This window comes from Georgenia daeguensis (genome assembly GCF_039537705.1).
GTDB classification, from domain to species: Bacteria; Actinomycetota; Actinomycetes; order Actinomycetales; family Actinomycetaceae; genus Georgenia; species Georgenia daeguensis.
Window position 1 is genome coordinate 153,376 of the sequence record NZ_BAABBA010000008.1, and the last position, 17,321, is coordinate 170,696.

15 protein-coding genes and 1 pseudogene are annotated in these 17,321 nt (G+C 73.6%); 9 read left to right on the forward strand and 7 right to left on the reverse strand.

The window, feature by feature from the left end:
* Window positions 1–71 precede the first annotated feature (71 nt).
* A complete protein-coding gene (locus tag ABD774_RS10080) occupies window positions 72–953 on the forward strand; it encodes a CPBP family intramembrane glutamic endopeptidase (RefSeq protein WP_345040541.1) in 882 nt (293 codons plus the stop codon).
* Window positions 954–1,022: 69 nt separating this feature from the next.
* The gene (locus ABD774_RS10085) at window positions 1,023–1,961 is read left to right on the forward strand and encodes an EamA family transporter (protein ID WP_345040543.1); all 939 of its coding nucleotides are present in this window, start codon (window positions 1,023–1,025) and stop codon (window positions 1,959–1,961) included.
* Window positions 1,962–2,125: 164 nt separating this feature from the next.
* Here ABD774_RS10085 and ABD774_RS10090 read toward each other — a convergent pair whose 3' ends face one another.
* Both ABD774_RS10090 and ABD774_RS10095 read right to left on the reverse strand, forming a co-directional pair.
* On the reverse strand, window positions 2,126–2,698 hold the full coding sequence (locus ABD774_RS10090; protein ID WP_345040545.1) for a mycothiol transferase: 573 nt from the start codon (window positions 2,696–2,698) through the stop codon (window positions 2,126–2,128).
* Window positions 2,699–2,767: 69 nt separating this feature from the next.
* On the reverse strand, window positions 2,768–4,153 hold the full coding sequence (locus tag ABD774_RS10095) for an NAD(P)-binding protein (RefSeq protein WP_345040547.1): 1,386 nt from the start codon (window positions 4,151–4,153) through the stop codon (window positions 2,768–2,770).
* A 151-nt stretch (window positions 4,154–4,304) separates the two neighbouring features.
* Between ABD774_RS10095 and ABD774_RS10100 the strand changes: the two genes are divergently transcribed.
* The 3 genes and pseudogenes from ABD774_RS10100 (at window position 4,305) to ABD774_RS10110 (ending at window position 6,779) form a co-directional block, all read left to right on the forward strand.
* Window positions 4,305–4,652, forward strand: coding sequence for a DoxX family protein (locus tag ABD774_RS10100; RefSeq protein ID WP_345040549.1), 348 nt, complete (start codon window positions 4,305–4,307; stop codon window positions 4,650–4,652).
* Window positions 4,653–4,664: 12 nt separating this feature from the next.
* Complete coding sequence (locus ABD774_RS10105) at window positions 4,665–5,534, forward strand: sigma-70 family RNA polymerase sigma factor (protein ID WP_345040551.1); 870 nt, start codon at window positions 4,665–4,667, stop codon at window positions 5,532–5,534.
* 73 nt (window positions 5,535–5,607) lie between these two features.
* Window positions 5,608–6,779 (forward strand): annotated as a pseudogene (locus ABD774_RS10110) (RtcB family protein).
* Window positions 6,780–6,872: 93 nt separating this feature from the next.
* Here ABD774_RS10110 and ABD774_RS10115 read toward each other — a convergent pair.
* Both ABD774_RS10115 and ABD774_RS10120 read right to left on the reverse strand, forming a co-directional pair.
* Window positions 6,873–7,475, reverse strand: coding sequence for an EthD domain-containing protein (locus ABD774_RS10115; protein ID WP_345040553.1), 603 nt, complete (start codon window positions 7,473–7,475; stop codon window positions 6,873–6,875).
* The gene (locus ABD774_RS10120; protein WP_345040555.1) at window positions 7,469–8,866 is read right to left on the reverse strand and encodes an FAD-dependent oxidoreductase; all 1,398 of its coding nucleotides are present in this window, start codon (window positions 8,864–8,866) and stop codon (window positions 7,469–7,471) included. Before ABD774_RS10120 ends, ABD774_RS10115 begins: the two co-directional genes overlap by 7 nt.
* 292 nt (window positions 8,867–9,158) lie before the next feature.
* On the opposite strand from ABD774_RS10120, the gene ABD774_RS10125 reads away from it, so the two are divergent.
* Together ABD774_RS10125 and ABD774_RS10130 are read left to right on the forward strand one after the other, a co-directional pair.
* Window positions 9,159–10,490 (forward strand): MFS transporter, encoded by a 1,332-nt coding sequence (locus tag ABD774_RS10125; RefSeq protein WP_345040557.1) that lies wholly within the window; start codon window positions 9,159–9,161, stop codon window positions 10,488–10,490.
* A gap of 121 nt (window positions 10,491–10,611) precedes the next feature.
* Window positions 10,612–11,412, forward strand: coding sequence for an IclR family transcriptional regulator (locus ABD774_RS10130; protein ID WP_345040559.1), 801 nt, complete (start codon window positions 10,612–10,614; stop codon window positions 11,410–11,412).
* Window positions 11,413–11,434: 22 nt separating this feature from the next.
* Here ABD774_RS10130 and ABD774_RS10135 read toward each other — a convergent pair whose 3' ends face one another.
* From ABD774_RS10135 to ABD774_RS10145, 3 genes are all read right to left on the reverse strand, one after another.
* The gene (locus tag ABD774_RS10135; protein WP_345040561.1) at window positions 11,435–11,656 is read right to left on the reverse strand and encodes a hypothetical protein; all 222 of its coding nucleotides are present in this window, start codon (window positions 11,654–11,656) and stop codon (window positions 11,435–11,437) included.
* Window positions 11,657–11,834: 178 nt separating this feature from the next.
* A complete protein-coding gene (locus ABD774_RS10140; RefSeq protein ID WP_345040564.1) occupies window positions 11,835–12,539 on the reverse strand; it encodes a hypothetical protein in 705 nt (234 codons plus the stop codon).
* 151 nt (window positions 12,540–12,690) lie between these two features.
* The gene (locus ABD774_RS10145; RefSeq protein WP_345040566.1) at window positions 12,691–14,178 is read right to left on the reverse strand and encodes an HAL/PAL/TAL family ammonia-lyase; all 1,488 of its coding nucleotides are present in this window, start codon (window positions 14,176–14,178) and stop codon (window positions 12,691–12,693) included.
* Window positions 14,179–14,350: 172 nt separating this feature from the next.
* On the opposite strand from ABD774_RS10145, the gene ABD774_RS10150 reads away from it, so the two are divergent.
* Entirely contained in the window at window positions 14,351–14,776 is a 426-nt protein-coding gene (locus tag ABD774_RS10150) for a TIGR03668 family PPOX class F420-dependent oxidoreductase (protein WP_345040568.1), read from the forward strand.
* A gap of 220 nt (window positions 14,777–14,996) precedes the next feature.
* The gene (locus ABD774_RS10155; protein WP_345040571.1) at window positions 14,997–17,318 is read left to right on the forward strand and encodes a DNA/RNA non-specific endonuclease; all 2,322 of its coding nucleotides are present in this window, start codon (window positions 14,997–14,999) and stop codon (window positions 17,316–17,318) included.
* The last annotated feature ends 3 nt before the right edge of the window (window positions 17,319–17,321 follow it).

Genomic DNA, 17,321 nt, shown 5'->3' on the forward strand with positions numbered 1-17,321 from the left:
CGTCGGCCCGCACTGAGACGGTTCGTACGGCCTTCCGGCCGCTCACGTCCGATTCGATCCAAGGGGTCACCATGTCCGCCCGCACACCCACCCGCAGCCCGAGCACCGGTCCGACGACGGCGGGGCTCACCCCCCGCTCGCTGTGGGCGTTCTTCCTGGCCACCTTCGGCCTCTCCTGGGGTGCGGGCATGCTGTACGTGTTCTTCCAGGAGCAGGTCGACGTGGTCCTCGGGCCGATGGGCTACACCAACCCGGTCTTCATCTTCATGGTCTACACGCCCGGCATCGTCGGTGTGCTCCTGGTGGCCCGTCACTACGGCATGGCCGGGCTCGGGGCGTTCTTCCGTCGTTTCGCCCTGTGGCGGATGTGGCCGACGTGGTGGCTCGTGCTCGCGGTCGGCATGCCCGCGGTGTTCTACGCCGGTGCCGCCATCACCGGCAACCTGGGCGACCCGTTCCCGTTCGCACCCTGGTACACCGTCCTGCCCGCCCTGCTGCCGATGTTCCTCATCGGCCCGATCGAGGAGCTCGGCTGGCGCGGGGTCGCGCTGCCGCTGCTCCAGCGGCGCCTCGCACCGCTATGGGCGAGCCTGGTCCTCGGCCTGATCGTCGCCGTCTGGCACACCCCGTCGTTCCTGCTCAGCGGCACCAAGCAGTCCGCGTGGGACTTCTGGCCGTTCTTCTTCGGCGTCATCGCGATCAGCGTCATCCTCACCCCGATGTTCAACGCGGCCCGCGGCTCGCTGCTGGTCGCCTTCCTCTTCCACGCCCAGATGAACAACCCGGTCTGGCCCGACGCCCAGCCCTGGGACATGTGGCTCTTCGTCGCGGTCGCCGTCGCGGTCGCCGTCATCAACCGCAGGGCCATGCTCGATCGTGGGAGCGCGGCGACGGCGGTCCTCGCGCCGGCCGGGCGGCCGTCCGTGGCCGCGACCGGGTTCACGGCGCCCTGACGACCGGAGGGCGGGGCGGGCGCCTCGCCGGTGCGGTCCCAGATCGGCTCGGCTGTGAGAACCTACGGCGTGCGCGCGATCCGGGACCGGCCGACAGTCCCCGCCCTGAGGTCGGGAGCGGCCCCTCGGTGGGCGGGGATCGCCGCGGTCGTCGCCGCCGCCGTGCTGTGGGGCACCACGGGAACGACGAGCCAGTACAGCCCCGCCGACGCGGGCGCGGCGTCCGTCGGCGCCGCCCGGATCGTGCTCGGCGGCGGGTTGCTCCTGGCCTGGGCCGCCGGGCGGGGACAGCTGCGCGGCCTGCTCGGTGCCGGCCGGTGGAAGCTTCTGGCCGCGGGCTCGGTCGCGGTCGCCGCGTATCAGCTGTGCTTCTTCGCTGCCGTGGACGTCACCGGCGTGGCGGTGGGCACGGTGGTGGCGATCGGCGCCGGTCCCGTCCTGACCGGGCTGCTGACCCGCCTCCTGCACGGCACGCCGCTCTCGCGACGATGGCTGCTCGCCACGCTGACCGCCGTGACCGGCTGCGCCACCCTCGTTCTCGGCGGTGCCGGCGCCGGCGTCGTCGCCACGGGCGTCGCGCTCGCGCTGCTGGCCGGTGCGGCGTACGCCGCCTACGCCGTGATCGCGGCGACGCTGATCGTCCACGGCGCCTCCTCCACGGGGGTGATGGGTGGCCTCTTCGGCGGTGCCGGCCTCCTTCTTCTGCCCGTCCTGCTGGGCACCGACCCGGGCTGGCTCCTGGAGCCCGCGGGCGCCGCCGTCGCCCTCCACCTGGCCGTGGTCACCACGGCGGTGGCCTACACGCTGTACGGCTACGGCCTGCGCAGCGTCCCCGTCGCCACCGCGGCGACGCTGGCGCTGGCCGAGCCCGGCGCCGCCGCCCTGCTGGGCCTCCTCCTCCTGGACGAGCCCGCCAGCGTCAGCACCGTCGTCGGACTCGGCCTGCTCGCCGCGGCGCTGGTCGTCCTGGCGACGCCGTGGAACCTCACCCGCCGTACGGCCGCGTGATGATCTCGAGGTTGTGGCTGGCGGGGTCGGCCCGGTAGAGCCCGCGCCCGCCGTCGTCGGTTTTGATGACGTTCGAGACGGCGAACGCGAGCGCGCCCAGCCACGCAGCGGTGATGTCGACCGCCGGGCGCCGGTGGTACGGGTCGGCCAGTAGTCCAGGCCGGTCAGCCTCGCGCCGGCGGCAACATCGGCCAGTCGGCGGGCGGGTCCTCCCCCACGCGCCCGTCGATCGCCTCGCGCAGCAGGTCCATGTGGCCCGTGTGCCGGCCGTACTCCTCGATGATGTCGTGCAGGTGCCGGCGGACGCTCGGGCGCACGTCCCCGTACGCGAGGTGGCCCGGCTGGTCGAGCCCGCCGTCGGCCACGAGCTCGCGCAGCCTGACTCGAGACCGGCCGACCGCCGCCTCCCACAGTGCGTACACCTGCTCGGCGGTCTCGTCGGGTTCGACCGTGAACTGCCAACGTGCGACGTCCTCCTCCGGCACCAGCATCCAGGTGACCGGCGGACGGCCCGACATCCGCCAGCAGAAGACGTCGTCCTCGCAGACCGCCAGGTGCTTGAGCAGGCCACCGACCGTCAGCTCCGACGTCGGGACGGTGCGGGCGCGCAGCTGGTCCACGTCGAGGCCGTCGGCCTTCCATCGGAAGGTCGCGCGAAGACGTTCCAGCGTTCCGATCGCGTGCTCGACGTCGGTCCCGGCGAGCGGCGGTTCCCAGGGCGGGTCGTGGTGCGGCATCGCGCTTCTCCTGACCGGACGGCATGAGGTGCTCCGGATGCTAGTGCCGCGCTCGCGGGGCCGCGCAGCTCATGCGGCGGCGGGCACTCCCCCGAGCTGCTCGAGCCGGGCGATGCCGGCGGCCGAGTGCGCGCGCAGCCGGCCGAGCGCGTCGTCCAGCGCCGCGGGGCGGTCGTACCGGGGCGGGATGCGCGCGGGGTTGAGCGCGACGCCGTTGGCCCAGTTCTTGATGTCCGGCTCGGAGTTGAACGACGCCGCCGCCCGGGCGCCCAGCACGTTCATCCGGGCCCAGTCGGTCATCGTGTCGGCGAACGGGGTGGGCGGGCAGAGCCGGTTCTTCTCCGCGTCGTCCTCCCTGGTGGCCTCGACGTAGCCCGCCAGTGCCGCCCCGAAGCACGGGAAGCCCGTGCGGATGGCCTGCAGCGTGATGGCCTCCGGCCCCCAGATCGGCACCAGCGGCGGGTACTTCAGCCCGGACGCCGCGCAGTGCACGACGACGGCGTCCCTCGCCGTCGTCAACTCGGCCCGGTCCAGGACGAGGCGACCCGCCTCCGCGCGGCGGACGTGGCCCAGCCGGACGACGTGCTCGATCGTGCGGAGCTGGTCGAGCTCCCAGGTGGCGAGGGTCGGGGCCTTCGCCATCGTCGGCATCACGGACGTGTCGATGCGCAGCATGATGCCGGCGTCCTCCAGCCGGAGGAAGAGGTCCTCGAGCGAGGTGGCGGCCTCGGCCGCCGCCATCACGTCGGCCACCATGCCGATGAAGACCGCCGGGTCCGGCTGGACCACCGCCCGGTTGAACATCCACGGGTCGCGGGGCCGTACCCAACAGATCGCCCCGGGGTCCACCCCGCGCGAGAGGAGCCAGACGCAGGCGTCGGTCGCGGTCTTGCCGGAGCCGACGACGACGTACTGGCCCGGCGCGTCGCTCACGCGGGCGAGGTCGTTGACCGGCAGCACCCGCGCATCCTCCGCGACCTCGAACGGCGCGGGCGTCGTGGCCGGGATGTCCGGGGCGAGGTACCGCCCGTCGACCAGCCGGCATCCCGGCCCCACCTCGAAGCGCTCGCCGGAGATGCACGAGACGAACTCACCGTCGCCGAGGTACTCGCAGTTGGGGAAGAACTCCGCCCTGCCCGACTCGAGCAGCCGGTCCGCCACCCGCGCGAAGTAGGCGCAGATCTCCGGCTCGGTGGCCCGCTCCTGCAGGCCCGTCTCCGGCCCGTGGTCCTGGAGGCGGCCCTCCCCGAGCAGCGTGGAGGCGACCCCGTAGAACGCCGAGGCCTGGTGCAGGCGGACGAAGGGATAGTCCTCGAGCCAGTGCCCGCCGACGCCGAAACGGCGGTCCACCACGGCGACCCGCACGTCTGCGTGGTCGGTCAGCGCGTCGGTGAAGGCCATGCCGCTGGCCCCCGCCCCCACCACGAGGTAGTCGGCCCGCACCGTTGTGGCCACGCGGTCAAGCGAAGCACCGCACCGATCGCGTGTCCAGGAGGAGACCCGGACGGATTCCCTCGTCACACTCGGGGCACGAGCGGTGTCCAAGACAGTGACCGAACCGAACGGGCGGCGCCGGGAGGCCCGCCCTGTGAGAAGAGGAGCTGTCGTGCCCACCGCCTACGTCGTCGTCACCGTCTTCGCCGCCCTGTGGGTCGGGTTCTCCGCCGTCTCCCTTCTCAGGGGCGCGACCTGGGTGACCGACTCCCTCACCGAGTACGGCGTGCCGCGCGCCTGGTGGCCGTGGCTGGGTGCCGCCAAGGCCGCCGGTGCGCTCGGCCTGCTGGCCGGCCTGGTGGTGCCGGCCGGCGGCGTCGCCGCAGCGATCGGGCTGATCCTGTACTTCACCGGCGCCGTCGTCACGGTGCTGCGTGCCCGCGCGTACACCCACGTCCCCTACCCGCTGCTGTACCTGGCGCCCGTGGTCGGTTCCCTGGCGGTCGGGGCGGCGTCCTGAGAGCGTGGGCCGATGGACGACGCGCTCGCCGAGCGTTTCGAGGAGCACCGCCCGCACCTGCGCGCGGTGGCCTACCGGATGCTCGGTTCGGCGAGCGAGGCGGAGGACGCCGTCCAGGACGCGTGGCTGCGGGCCGGTCGGGCGGGCATCGAAGACGTCGAGGACCTGCGGGCCTGGCTCACCACGGTGGTGGCGCGGGTGTGCCTGAACATGCTCCGCTCCCGCCGGCGCCGGCGGGAGGAGCCGCTCGAGCTCGGGACGGCGGACCGGCCGGACGACCGCGCCGGCCCCGAGGAGGAGGCGGTCGTCGCCGACTCGGTGGGCCTCGCCCTGCTCGTCGTGCTCGACACCCTCACCCCCGCCGAGCGGCTGGCGTTCGTGCTGCACGACATGTTCGACCTGCCGTTCGAGGAGATCGGGCCGATCGTGGGACGGACCCCGGCGGCAGCGCGCCAGCTCGCGAGCCGCGCCCGCCGGCGAGTCCGCGGCTCCGAGCCGCCGCACGGTGATCTGGGCCGACGGCGTCGGCTCGTCGAGGCGTTCCTCGCCGCGGCTCAGAACGGCGACCTCGAGGCGCTGATCCGCGTCCTCGACCCCGACGTCGTCCTCCAGGCCGACGCTCAGGCCGTGCCCGGCGGCCGGCCGGTGGTGCTCCGCGGCGCGGAGATTGTGGCCCGGAGCGCCGCGGCCGCGGCCGTCCGGGCGCTGGTCTCGGAGGTCGCCCTGGTGGACGGCGCACCGGGGATCGTCATGGCGCCGGACGGCCGACTGTCGGTGGTGCTGGCCTTCGCCGTCGACGGCGGCCGGATCACCGCCATCGACGTCGTCGCCGCCCCGGAACGGCTGGCCCGCCTGAGCATCGCGGCGCCGGAGGGCTGGTGAAGGTCGCCGCGCCCGCGCGTGCCCGCCCCGGGGCGACGTGCCCGCACCGGGCACGGCTGGAACGCTGTCAGGCATGGAGCGGATCACCGACAAGCTCTACTCCTGGGCGTCGCTCGTGGACGAGGAGACGCTGGAGCAGGCCAGGCGCACCGCCAGCATGCCGTTCGTCGAGCCGCACGTGGCGCTCATGCCGGACGCGCACCAGGGCATCGGCGCGACGGTCGGCTCCGTGATCCCGACCGTGGGGGCGGTGATGCCCGCCGCCGTGGGCGTGGACATCGGATGCGGCATGGTGGCGGTGCGCACGCAGTTCACCGAGCGGCAGCTGCGCGGCGTCGGCCGGCCGCCGGCGGAGCTGCGCGAGCAGATCGAGCGGGCGGTCTCAGCCCGGGCCAGCACAACCGGAAGGTCCGGGGAACCGCGACGGCCGCCGTCGACCGTCTGGAGGAGCTCGCGGCGGACGACGGCGCCCGTCCCGCCGCGTTCGCCAAGAACTGGCGTCACCAGCTCGGGTCCCTGGGCGGCGGGAACCACTTCATCGAAGTCAGCGCCGACGAGCGGGGCGACGTGTGGGTTTTCCTGCACTCGGGCAGCCGCGGGGTGGGCAACCGCATCGCCCGCCACTTCATCGACAAGGCGAAGCAGCGCATCCCGGCACGCCCGGGCGCTCTGCCGCACCGCGACCTCGCCTACCTCACCGACGACGACGCCGCCTTCCACGACTACCTGGCCCACCTGCACTGGGCCCAGGAGTTCGCCCGCCTCAACCGCGAGGTGATGAAGGACCGGGTGATCGACCAGCTGGGCCGCTTCATGGGCGAGGACGCCGAACGGGTCGAGGAGGTCAACGCCCACCACAACTACACGGCGCGCGAGGAGCACCTCGGTCGGCAGGTGCTGATCTCCCGCAAGGGTGCCATCGACGCCCACGCGGGCGTGCCGGGCCTCATCCCCGGCTCGATGGGCACCGCCTCCTACGTCGTCACCGGGAAGGGCAACGCGATGGCGCTGCACTCCGCCCCGCACGGCGCCGGCCGGGCGTACTCCCGGACCAGGGCCCGCAAGACCTTCACGCAGGACGACCTGCGAGCGCGGATGCGCGGCATCGAGTACCGCGACCTGCCGGACTTCGTCGACGAGATCCCCGACGCCTACAAGGACATCGACGTGGTCATGGCCGACGCCGCGGACCTCGTCTCCGTCCGCCACGTCCTCCACCAGATCGTCAACGTCAAGGGGCAGTGAGCACGCTTCCCCGCCGTCACGGCACCGAGCACGCCCGCCCGCCGGCGGCGCCCGGCGCGGCCGGCGGGTGCCGCGCCCCCGCCGGGCAACCCGTCAGCGGACGCGTCTCGACGCCGTCCTCAGCACCCTCACCCCGCTCGGCGCCGGACCGATCGCCACGCCGTCGACGACGGCCTCGAACAGGTCGCTCGCGCCATCCTCGCTCGAGGGGAAGACGGCGATCGACGCGGGGGCGGCGTGCTCCCGGCGGAGCCGCGGCCGCTCCATGAGCACCGCGTCCCGGTCGGGCTGGGCCACCATCGGCTCGACGCCGGCCGCATCCGCGACGCCCGACAGGTCGAACGGCTCGGGCGAGAGCACCCACACCTTGGCCTCGGCGTCGTAGCTCTGCCGGTTCGTGACCGTGAAGGCGGTGAGGGTGCGGATGAACCTGACCTCGTCGTCCTGCTGCTCGGCGGAGGTGTGCGCCTGCGGGGAGGCGACGACGCCGTCGTCGAACCAGACCTCGACGACGCCGTCAATCGACCTCTCCGGCTCGCCGTTCGTCCAGAACGACCGGACGGAGTTCTGCACGTACTCGTCGAGGCCCGGCAGGGCCGCGATGATCCGCGCGTGCGGGACCGCCCAGTGCTCGTCGAACTCCGCGAAGGACAGGTCGGACCGGCGCTGCAGGAGCGCGACGCGTTTCCTCAGCACGTCGCCCCCTCGTGCGCGCCGGTGAGCGCGCCGAGCGCGCGCCGGGCCGCCGCACGGCCGGCGATGCTCCCGGTGAGGTGGGCGGGCGCGAGACCGCCCGCGTAGCCGTAGTTGTTGAACCCTCCGATGTCCGCCCCGGCGGCGTAGAGCCCGTCGATCCGTGCGCCCGCGCGGTCCAGCGCGGACGTGCCGGGGTCGATGGCGATACCGCCGAGCGTGAAGGTGATGGCCGGCTGGACTTCGAGGGCGTAGAACGGGCCCCGTCGGAGTCTTTCCAGCTGGTGCGTGGTGGGCGGTGCGGCCCGGGACACCCGCCGCGCCAGACGTGAGGGCTCGACGTCGCCCGCGAGCGTCCGCGTGAGCTGGTCGGCGTCGACGCCGAGGGCGCCCAGCTGCCGCACGAGCCCCCCGAGGGTCCCGGCCGTCGCGTGGCGCGCTCCCGCGGCCACCGCGAGCTCGAACCGGTCCACGCGCCCGAAGTTGGCGAAGGGCTCGGAGACGCCGTACGTGGATCGCACCTCGTCGTCGAAGAGGAGGAACGCGGTCATGCCGTCGACCTCGGCGAGGTCCTGGTTGAGGATCTCGTCGCCCCGGGACTCCTCGGCGAAGCGCCGCCCGTCCGCCGCGACGAGAATGCCGTGGCTGGAGTAGTACTGCGAGAACAGCATGAACCGGTCCGGTGTGAACCCGGTGACCGGGTGCGGGACGAGGTGCCCGTAGAACGTGCCGAGGTCTCCGGCGAGCCCGGCGCCCAGGGACGTCGCGAGCCTCAGCCCGTCGCCCTCGCTGCCGGGGTTCGAGCGCAGGACGATGTCCGCGCCGACCGCCGGCATGTGAGCGGCTCGGAGCTCCGGGGAGGCCTGGAAGCCTCCGGTGGCGAGGACGACGGCGGAGGTGCGCAGCTGCGCCCGCCCGCCCGCCGTCTCGGTGCGGACGAGGAACCGTCCGTCGTCCGTGCGCTCGATCCCGAGGGTGCGGACGCCGGTGCACGCCTCGCCGCCGCGTGCACGGAGCCGATCCTCGAGGATCCCGAGGTAGGAGCGGACGTCGAAGGAGTAACCGCGGCCGAAGTCGCCCATCACGCCGAGCGTCGGCTCGTCGTCGACGTTGACGCCGCTCGCGCGTATGTCGGCCAGGTCGGTCTCGTACTCGGCGATCAGCCGGGCGGCGAGCTCGCGGTCGCCGTCGGGGACGCGCTGGTGGTAGGAGGCCAGATCGGGCGCGGTCCAGAACATCCCGGCCGACAGGGCCGACGACCCGCCCAGCCGGTCCTGCTTCTCCAGCAGCACCACGCTCGCGCCGGCAGCGGCGGCGACCGACGCCGCGCGCAACCCGGCCAGACCACCTCCGAGCACGACCACGTCCCACGACGAACCGTCCACCAGTGCCATCCCACGCCTCCTCGCTGTGTCCTTGGCTCCGCGCCCCTGCGACGCCACAACATAGGCGGACGCTCATGCAGTGCGCACACCGCTTTCCGTATGACAGAAACCCTGGCTGGCCCCCGTGGGCCGCCATCGAAGCAGCCGCCCGGCGGTCCCTCACGAGCGCCGCAGCCGGTCAGGGAACCGCTTTTCCAGATAGCAGAACACTGCGTTGACGGGGACCTTGGTCCTGGTTACGTTCGGCCCGCTCGAAGGCGAGACAGGGCCACCGCGGCCCACGACACGGAAGGCCTCAAACATGACGCAGGAGACATTTGCTGTCGCTGCCCCGCCGCTGGACCGCGACGAGGCAGGGGCGCCCGGCCGGCGCGCGCAGAAGAGAACCGCGGTGGTCAGCGGCGCGATCGGCTCGGCGCTCGAGTGGTTCGACTTCGCCGTCTACGGCGCCCTGTCGGCGACGATCTTCCCCGTGCTGTTCTTCTCCGGCCTCGGAGCGGCCGGCGGTCTCATCGCCTCCTTCGCCACGTTCGGCGTCGGGTTCTTCGCCCGCCCGCTCGGCGCCGTCGTCTGCGGTCACCTCGGGGACAAGTACGGCCGCCGTCCCGTCCTGCTCGGCACCTTCGTCCTCATGGGGGTGAGCTCGCTGGCGATCGGTGCGCTGCCGGTCAACCAGGGCGTCACCATCGCCGCCGTGCTGGTCGCGCTGCGGTTCCTGCAGGGGTTCTCCCTGGGCGGCGAGGCCACCGGTGCGCAGCTGATGATCCTCGAGCACGCGAACGCCCGGCAGCGCGGGTTCCTCGGGGCGTTCATCAACATCGGCTCACCGCTGAGCCAGGTGCTCGCGAACGTCACCCTCGTCGTGCTGAGCAGCTCCCTGAGCGAGGCCGCGTTCCTCTCCTGGGGCTGGCGCGTGCCCTTCCTGATGAGCATCTTCCTCGTCCTCGTCGGGATCTTCATCCGGCTCCGGCTCGAGGAGACGCCCGTGTTCGTCGAGCACAAGGCCGCCTCGACGGAGTCCGTCAGCGGGCTCCAGGTGCTCAGGTCGCGCCCGGGGACGATCACCAAGCTCATGCTGGTGCGGGCCGGCTCGAACGTCACGTTCTACACGATGGCCGTCTACGGCCTGAACTACCTCACCACCAGCGCGGGCTTCGTCCAGTCGCAGGCGTTCGTCATCGTGCTGGTCGCCAACGGCGTCTCCGTGCTCTTCGGGCTGCTCGGCGGCCGCCTGAGCGACCGGATCGGCCGCCGGCCGATCCTCGTCATCGCGATCCTCGCGCAGATCGTCGCGGTGGTCTGCTTCTTCCCCGCCGCGGCCACCGGCAACGTCGTCCTCGTCACCGCCACCGTGGCGCTCGCCATCAGCGGCGTGCAGTTCGAGTTCGGCTCGCAGCCCGCGCTCTACGCCGAGGAGTTCCCGACCAACATGCGCTTCTCCGGGTCGGCGCTCTCGCTCTCCTTCTCCCAGCTGCTCTTCTCCGCGCCGGCACCGATGCTCGCCGCCGCGTTGGCCAGCACCGGCAACTTCTGGGCGATCGCCGCCGTGAACGTCGCCGTGCTGCTCCTCTCGCTCGTCTGCGTCCGCTGGCTGCGGCGCAACCACCGGGCCGAGCTGACCGAGATCGGCTGACCCTGCCCGCTGGTCCGCGAGGCCTCCGCGCTCACCGGCGCGGAAGCCTCCGGCGGCTCCCGGACCACGATCGTCGCGGGCCGACTTGGCCCCGCGGGCAGGAAGGGAGTTCCCTGTGTCCGTGCCCACCGAACCGAAGCAGGTCTACGAGCGGCCGCGGTACGCCCTGAGCTCGGTCGACCACGCCCTGCGGATCATCCAGATCCTGCGGGACACCGGCGGCGCACGGCTGTCCGACATCGCGCGCGAGCTGGACGTCTCCCCCTCGACGGCGCACCGGCTGCTGGCGATGCTGGTGTACCGGGACTTCGCGATCCAGGACGAGTCCCGCGCGTACGTCCCCGGGCCGTCGATGGGCGCGGCCCCCTCGCCCTTCCCGTGGACGCGGCGCCTCAAGCAGCTGCTCGGCCCGCACCTCGATCTCCTGGCCGCGAGACTGGACGAGACCGTCAGCCTGATGTTCCGAACGGGCACGCGGATCCGGGTGCTGATGACCGTGGAGGGCGGCCAGCTCCTCCGGGTCGGCGACCGGACGGGCCTGGTGCAGGACGCCCGGCTCGCCGCGGGCGGGAAGGCGATCCTCGCCGACCTCGACCCGGCGTTCCTCGAACGGCTCTTCCGGAGCCAGTCGGCGAAGTTCGCCGGCACGTACCTCCCCGACGCCGAGTTCCGCCGCCTCACGACGACGCTGGAGGAGACACGGCAGCGCGGGTACGCCCTCAACCACGAGGAGACGGAGCCCGGGGTGCACGTGCTCGGCATGTCCCTCCACGACGCGGGCGGCGGCCCGCTCGCCGCACTCGCGGTGCTCGTGCCCTCGTCGCGCGCGGAGGTCCTCGAGGACGAGACCACGCTGGCCATGGTGAGGGAGGCGAGGACGGACATGGACCTCGAGATCGGCGCGGCCGGGCTCGAGGCCTGACGGGGAGCGGGGCCCGATCGAGCTAGGCACGTTCCAGGCTGTCAGCGCCGGTCCCGTGAGCTCCTCCGGACGCACGGGGCGCCCCCACGGAGCGGAAGGCCTCGAGCGTGCGGCGCGGGTCCTGCGCGCGTTCGCGCGCGACGCCGCGCGCCCCGAGCCGGTCGAAGACGAGGCCGGAGGCGAGGAGGCCGCGGACGAAGCTCAGCCGCGTGGTCCTCGCGTCGTCGACCAGGTGGGCCAGCACGTCGTGGACGTCCCATCCGGGGCACAGCGACGGGGTGGACCACCGCCCCGCCGGGACGCCTGGAGGTCCTCGATCAGAGCGGCACGATCCGCGTGGACCACCGGCCACACCTTGGTCATCGGACTCCTCGTGCGTCGTCGGGTCTGTGTCGGGTCGTGCGTCGAGGTGGTGCGGCGCCTCAGCGCGTGCCCGCATCCCCCAGCGGCGGCGCGTCGATCGCCCCGGCGATCCGCTGCTCGAAGGCGTCCGTGGTGGCCGCCGGCAGCACCACGAGCCCCTCGAGCTCGCGCATCGCCCGCTTGTAGGCGGACTGCCGCTCGGCATGGGTGGCGGCCGGGTCGTCGGCGAGCGCGATGAACTTCTTCGCGCGGGTCAGCGACTGCTGCTCCACCACCGTGAAGTCCGACGTGCGGCGCCGCCGCGCCTCCTGCTCGGCGAGGTCGAAGGTGGTCTCGAAGTGGCGCACCGCGTCGCGGTACTCGGCGAGCCGGCCGGGATCCTCCAGCTCGGCGGCGTCGTCGGGCCGCAGGGCGTCGGCGTCCCGCTTCGCCCGGTGGAAGTCGAGCGTGAGCGGCTCCCGCATGTCGGTCATCAGCGGGTAGTCGATGAGCTTGGCGACGTCGAGCTCGTAGTCGAGCCACCGCCCGTTGACCGCCCGGTGCCGGGCGAGGGTCCGCTCGATCTCGGCCTGGGTGACCCTGGCATGCTCGGCCTCGGCGGCGCGGGCGCCGTACTTGATCCGGGCGAGCTCGATCTTGTCCTGCCGGCGCTGCTCGTCCCACTTGCGGGCGTTGCGCATGAAGGCGCCGACGGAGCCGCCGAGGGCGCCGCCGAGCGGGAACACGAGCCACCAGTAGTTCCCGATGAACTCGAAGGGGTCCACGCGCGGCAGTCTAGGTCTCGCCCATGCCGTCGGGACCACCGCCCAGCTCCGGCAGATCGTTCGACGACGCGCGGGGCCGTTCCCGACGAGGGGCCCTCGGTCGGCGAGCGTCCGCGCCACACGCCTCCGGTGGGGGAAGACGCCGGCCGCGCTACACGTGCCCGGCGGCGGAAGGTGAGGGCCCAGCGGGAAACCGGTGCCGGAGCGCCGCGTGGACCGCGTCGGCGTAGGGCTCCGCGGCGGCGACGGCCTCCTTCACTGTGTTCAGGAAATCGGCGGTGCCCGCCCCTGTCACAGGGAAGGCGGACTGCGCCACGACGTCGTGAGCGAGGAGCGCCTCGATCGCGAGCAGGTCCTCGAGCATGCCCAGCGCCTGGTCCGTCCGTCGAACGGCGAGCGGGGCGCCCGTGGCGTGGTCCTCGACGCCGAGGTCGAGCGGCGGGGTGTCGAGCGTCGCGGGGGCCGCCGCCTGGAGGAGCTCGGGCAGCAGGGCCGCCGCGGTGTAGCGCAGCTGGAGCCCGTACACGGCCGACGGCGGCGGTCCCTGCGCCGTCCGGAAGAACGCGTCCCAGAGGTGGGCCATCCGGCGTTCGCTGAGCTGACCGACGTGCGCGAGCGCGATGCGCAGCGCGTCGAACCCGATGGCGAGGACCATGGGATGGAAGTTCCCGTTACTGAGGAGCGTGCCCTCGTCCACCGACACGAGCGGGTTGTCGGCGGCCGCGTTGAGCTCGGCCGTGACCGCGTGCCGCGCGGCCGTCACGTACTCCCGCAGCGCGCCGTGGACCTGCGGGACGACGCGGAACGAGAGGGCGTCCTGGACGGAGCGGGCGGCGTCAGGTCGCGTCAGCGCGCTGCCCGCGAGCAGACCACGGAGATGGTCCGCCGTGGCGGTCTGCCCGGCGATCCCCTTGGCCCGCGCCACGGAGGGGTGCAGCACCGAGAGGTTGGCGCCGGTCGCCTCCATGGAGAGCGCGGCGGCCAGGTCCGCCGCCTGCGCGGCCCGCTCGGCGCGGTCGACGACGAGGGCGGCGTGGCCGACGGACACCGCGTTGGCCGAGATCAGCGCGAGACCGTCCTTGCCGCCGAGCACGAGCGGCGTGATGCCCGCCCGGCGCAGCGCCTCCCCGCCGGGCAGCACCTGACCGCGGTGCTCGGCGCGGCCGGCGCCGACGGCGACCTGCGCCATGCTGGCCATCGGCCCCAGGTCGCCCGCGCCCACCGAGGAGATCTCCGGCGCCACCGGGTGGACGCGCGCGTTGAGCATCGCCGCCAGGACCTCGGCGACCGCGACCCCGGCGCCCGACCCGCCGCGCGCGATGCCGTTCAGGCGCACCGCGAGCGCCGCGCGCACGACGTCGGTGGGCAGCCTCGCGCCGATCCCGCCGCTGTGGGACATCACGAGGAAGAGCTGCTCGCCGCGGATCTCCTCCTCCGTGAGCCGGGTGTCCTTGCCGTGGCCCACCTGGGTGGTCAGCCCGTAGACGGCGTCGCCGGCGTCCAGCGCCTTCTCCACGACGGCCCGGCCCGCGGCGATGCGCCCGCGTGCGCCGTCGTCGAGCTCCACCCGCGCGCCGCGGACGACGGCGAGCAGCTGCTCGATCGAGAGCGGTGACTCGGTGATCGTCACGACGGCCATCGCGGTCCCTCCGGTAGCGCCCGCAGCCCGACCCGCCACCTGGCGAGCATGGCCAGCCCCCGGGAGGCCTCAGTCTTCACCGTTGCGCCGCGGAGGGAAAGGCACGGCCGGGGCGCCCCGGCACGACCGACGGCGGAGCAAGGACCCGCCGCCCGTCGCCTACCGTGGAGCGATGGACGGCGGTCGGGCCCGTTTCGCCGCGGCCCGGGTCGCCCGACTGGCGACGGTGACGCCCGTCGGCGACCCGCACGTGGTGCCGGTGACCTTCGCGCTGATCGGTGACGTCGTCTGGACCGCGGTCGACGACAAGCCGAAGTCCACGCGGCGGCTGCAGCGGCTCGCGAACATCGAGGCGCACCACGCCGTCAGCCTCCTGGTGGACCACTACGAGGACGACTGGTCGGCGCTGTGGTGGGTGCGTGCCGACGGGACGGCGCGGGTCGTGCCGGTGGACGGGACACCGGAGGTCCGCGACGCGCTCGCCGCGCTGGCGGCCAAGTACCCGCAGTACGCCGTCGACCCGCCGCCCGGACCGCTGATCCGTGTCGCCGTGACGGCCTGGCGCGTCTGGTCCGCCGGCGCTCCCGAGCGGCCATGAACCCGTGCAGGACAAGGGGCGACGACGGCGACCGCCCGGCCGTCGCCGTCGCCCCTCCCCCGGGCCGGCAGCGTCACCGGTTCTGCCAACGCGGCCGGCCGCTTCAGTCGGGCGGTCACCGCAGTTCGTCCGCAACTCCCGGCAACCTCTTGTCCGGGAGACATGCGACGGCGACACTGAGAGGCAGCACTCGTCAACGTCGACGCAAGTGGGTGCGGTCATGGCCATCGTGACACCTCCGACCGATCCGCGCCGGGCCGAGGCGCTCGGCCCGCCCGGCGCGTCGGGCGCGTTCTCCGGCGACGGCGTCGCGCCCGACGGGCCTCCTGGCGGGTCCGAGCAGGGCCCCTTCCCCGCGGAGCTCGACCACCAGCAAGCGCTCGCCACCCGGCGCATGGAGGAGCGGTCCGGCGAGCGCACGGAGCACGAGCAGCAGCTTCGCGGCCCCGCGGGGCTCGCCGCGGCCGACGACCCGGAGCGCATCGCGAAGCGGCTCGGCCGGCTGCGCACCTACTTCGCCAACGCCGAGGAGAGCCCGCTCGCCGACGCCCTGGCCGAGTCACCGCTGGAGTCCCTCCCCACCGCGAACGGGGTGAGGAGGGACGAGCGGGCGACGGCCGAGCTGCTCGAGAAGGTCATCAACACCGCCGACTTCCTCGGCGTGCGCTACCTCGAGTCCGGTGTCGAGGCGTCCCGCCCCATCGGCCGGGTCCACATGCGCGACGCCCGCGGGGTGGTCCACGGCTACGGCACCGGCTTCCTCGTCTCCCCGGCCCTGCTGCTGACCAACCACCACGTGCTGCCGGACGCGGATGCCGCCCGCACCAGCGTCGTGGAGTTCAACTACCAGGACGGCATCGACGGCCTGCCGCTGCCCACCGAGATCCTCCCGTTCGACCCGGAAGCGTTCTTCCTCGCCGACCGTGACCTGGACTTCGCGCTCGTGGCGGTCGACGCGCCGTCGGAGGTCCTCGCCCGCTTCGGGTACAACAAGCTCATCGCCGCCCAGGGCACGGTCATCATCGGCGAGTCCGTGACGATCGTGCAGCACCCGGGCGGCCGCCGGAAGCAGATCGTGCTGCGCGAGAACCGGCTCATCGACATCCCCGAGCTCGTCCTGCACTACTCCGCCGACACCGAGCCCGGGTCCTCCGGCTCGCCGGTGTTCAACGACCAGTGGGAGGTCGTCGCGCTGCATCACGCCAGCGTGCGGACGCCGCAGCACCTGCCCGGGTACACCTTCCTCAACGAGGGCATCCGCATCAGCCGCATCCTGCGCTGCCTCGAGTCCCGGCTGCCCGAGCTGCCGGCGCCCTGGCGGCCGAGGGCGCAGGCGGTGCTCGACGCCGAGCGGGCGGACGCCCCCCGCCCGGTGCCGCTGCGGATGCCGCGGGCCAGCCAGGCCTCCCCGGCGGACGGCCGGCAGTCGACGGAACGGTCGGCCGACGCTCCGGCGGCCCGCTCGGCGGACGCCGTGGCGGCACAGGTGCAGGCTGCCGGGGCCCCGAGCGTTCCAGTCACGCTCACCGCGGGGCCCGGCGGCGCTGCCGGCGCGGTGACGTTCGAGGTGCCGCTGCGCATCACGGTCGAGGTCGGCCGGGCGCCCGCCGTGACCTCGCCCGTCCCGGACGTGCCCGCCGCCGTCACCGCGGCGATGACCGCCGACGTCGGAGCCGCGTCGTCGGAGGCCATCGCCATCGACCCCGACTACGACTCCCGGCCGGGGTACGACCCGCACTTCCTGGGCGGCGGCGCCGAGCTGCCGCTGCCGGTGGTCGGCGCGGACCTGGCCCCGGTCGCGTCCCAGGAGCTGCGGTACCACCACTTCAGCGTCGTGATGCACCGGGCGCGCAGGCTCGCGCTCTTCACGGCGGTCAACATCGACGGCAAGCTGGCGCAGCGGCCGAGCCGCGAGAGCGACCGTTGGTTCCTCGACCCGCGGCTGCCGGCCGAGGAGCAGGCCGGCGAGGAGGTCTACCGGGACAACCCGCTGGACCGCGGTCACCTCGTCCGGCGCCTCGACCCGGCGTGGGGCCCGGTCGCGAAGGCCGCCAACGACGACACCTTCCACTTCACGAACTGCACCCCGCAGCACCACGACTTCAACGCCGGCCAGACCCTCTGGCTCGGCCTCGAGGACTACATCCTCCACAACACCGACACCGCCGACCTGCTGGTCAGCGTCGTCACCGGGCCGGTGCTCGACCCGGACGACCCGCCGTACCGCGGCGTCCGCCTTCCGCGGCAGTTCTGGAAGGTCGTCGCCATGGTCACCACCGCCGGGCAGCTCTCCGCCACCGGCTACCTGCTGAGCCAGGCCGCGCTCCTCGACGAGGTCGCCGAGGGGGCCGAGGCCTTCTCCTTCGGTGCCTACCGCACCTTCCAGGTCCCCGTCCGCCGGATCGCCGCCCTGACCGGCCTCGGCTGGGACCCGTACGTCGCCGGGGACCCCCTCGACCTGCTCGAGGCCGTGCCCCTCCCGCGCGAGATCCTGCGCCCCGACGATCTCGTCCTGACCGCACCCGTCACCGACCGAGGCTGACCC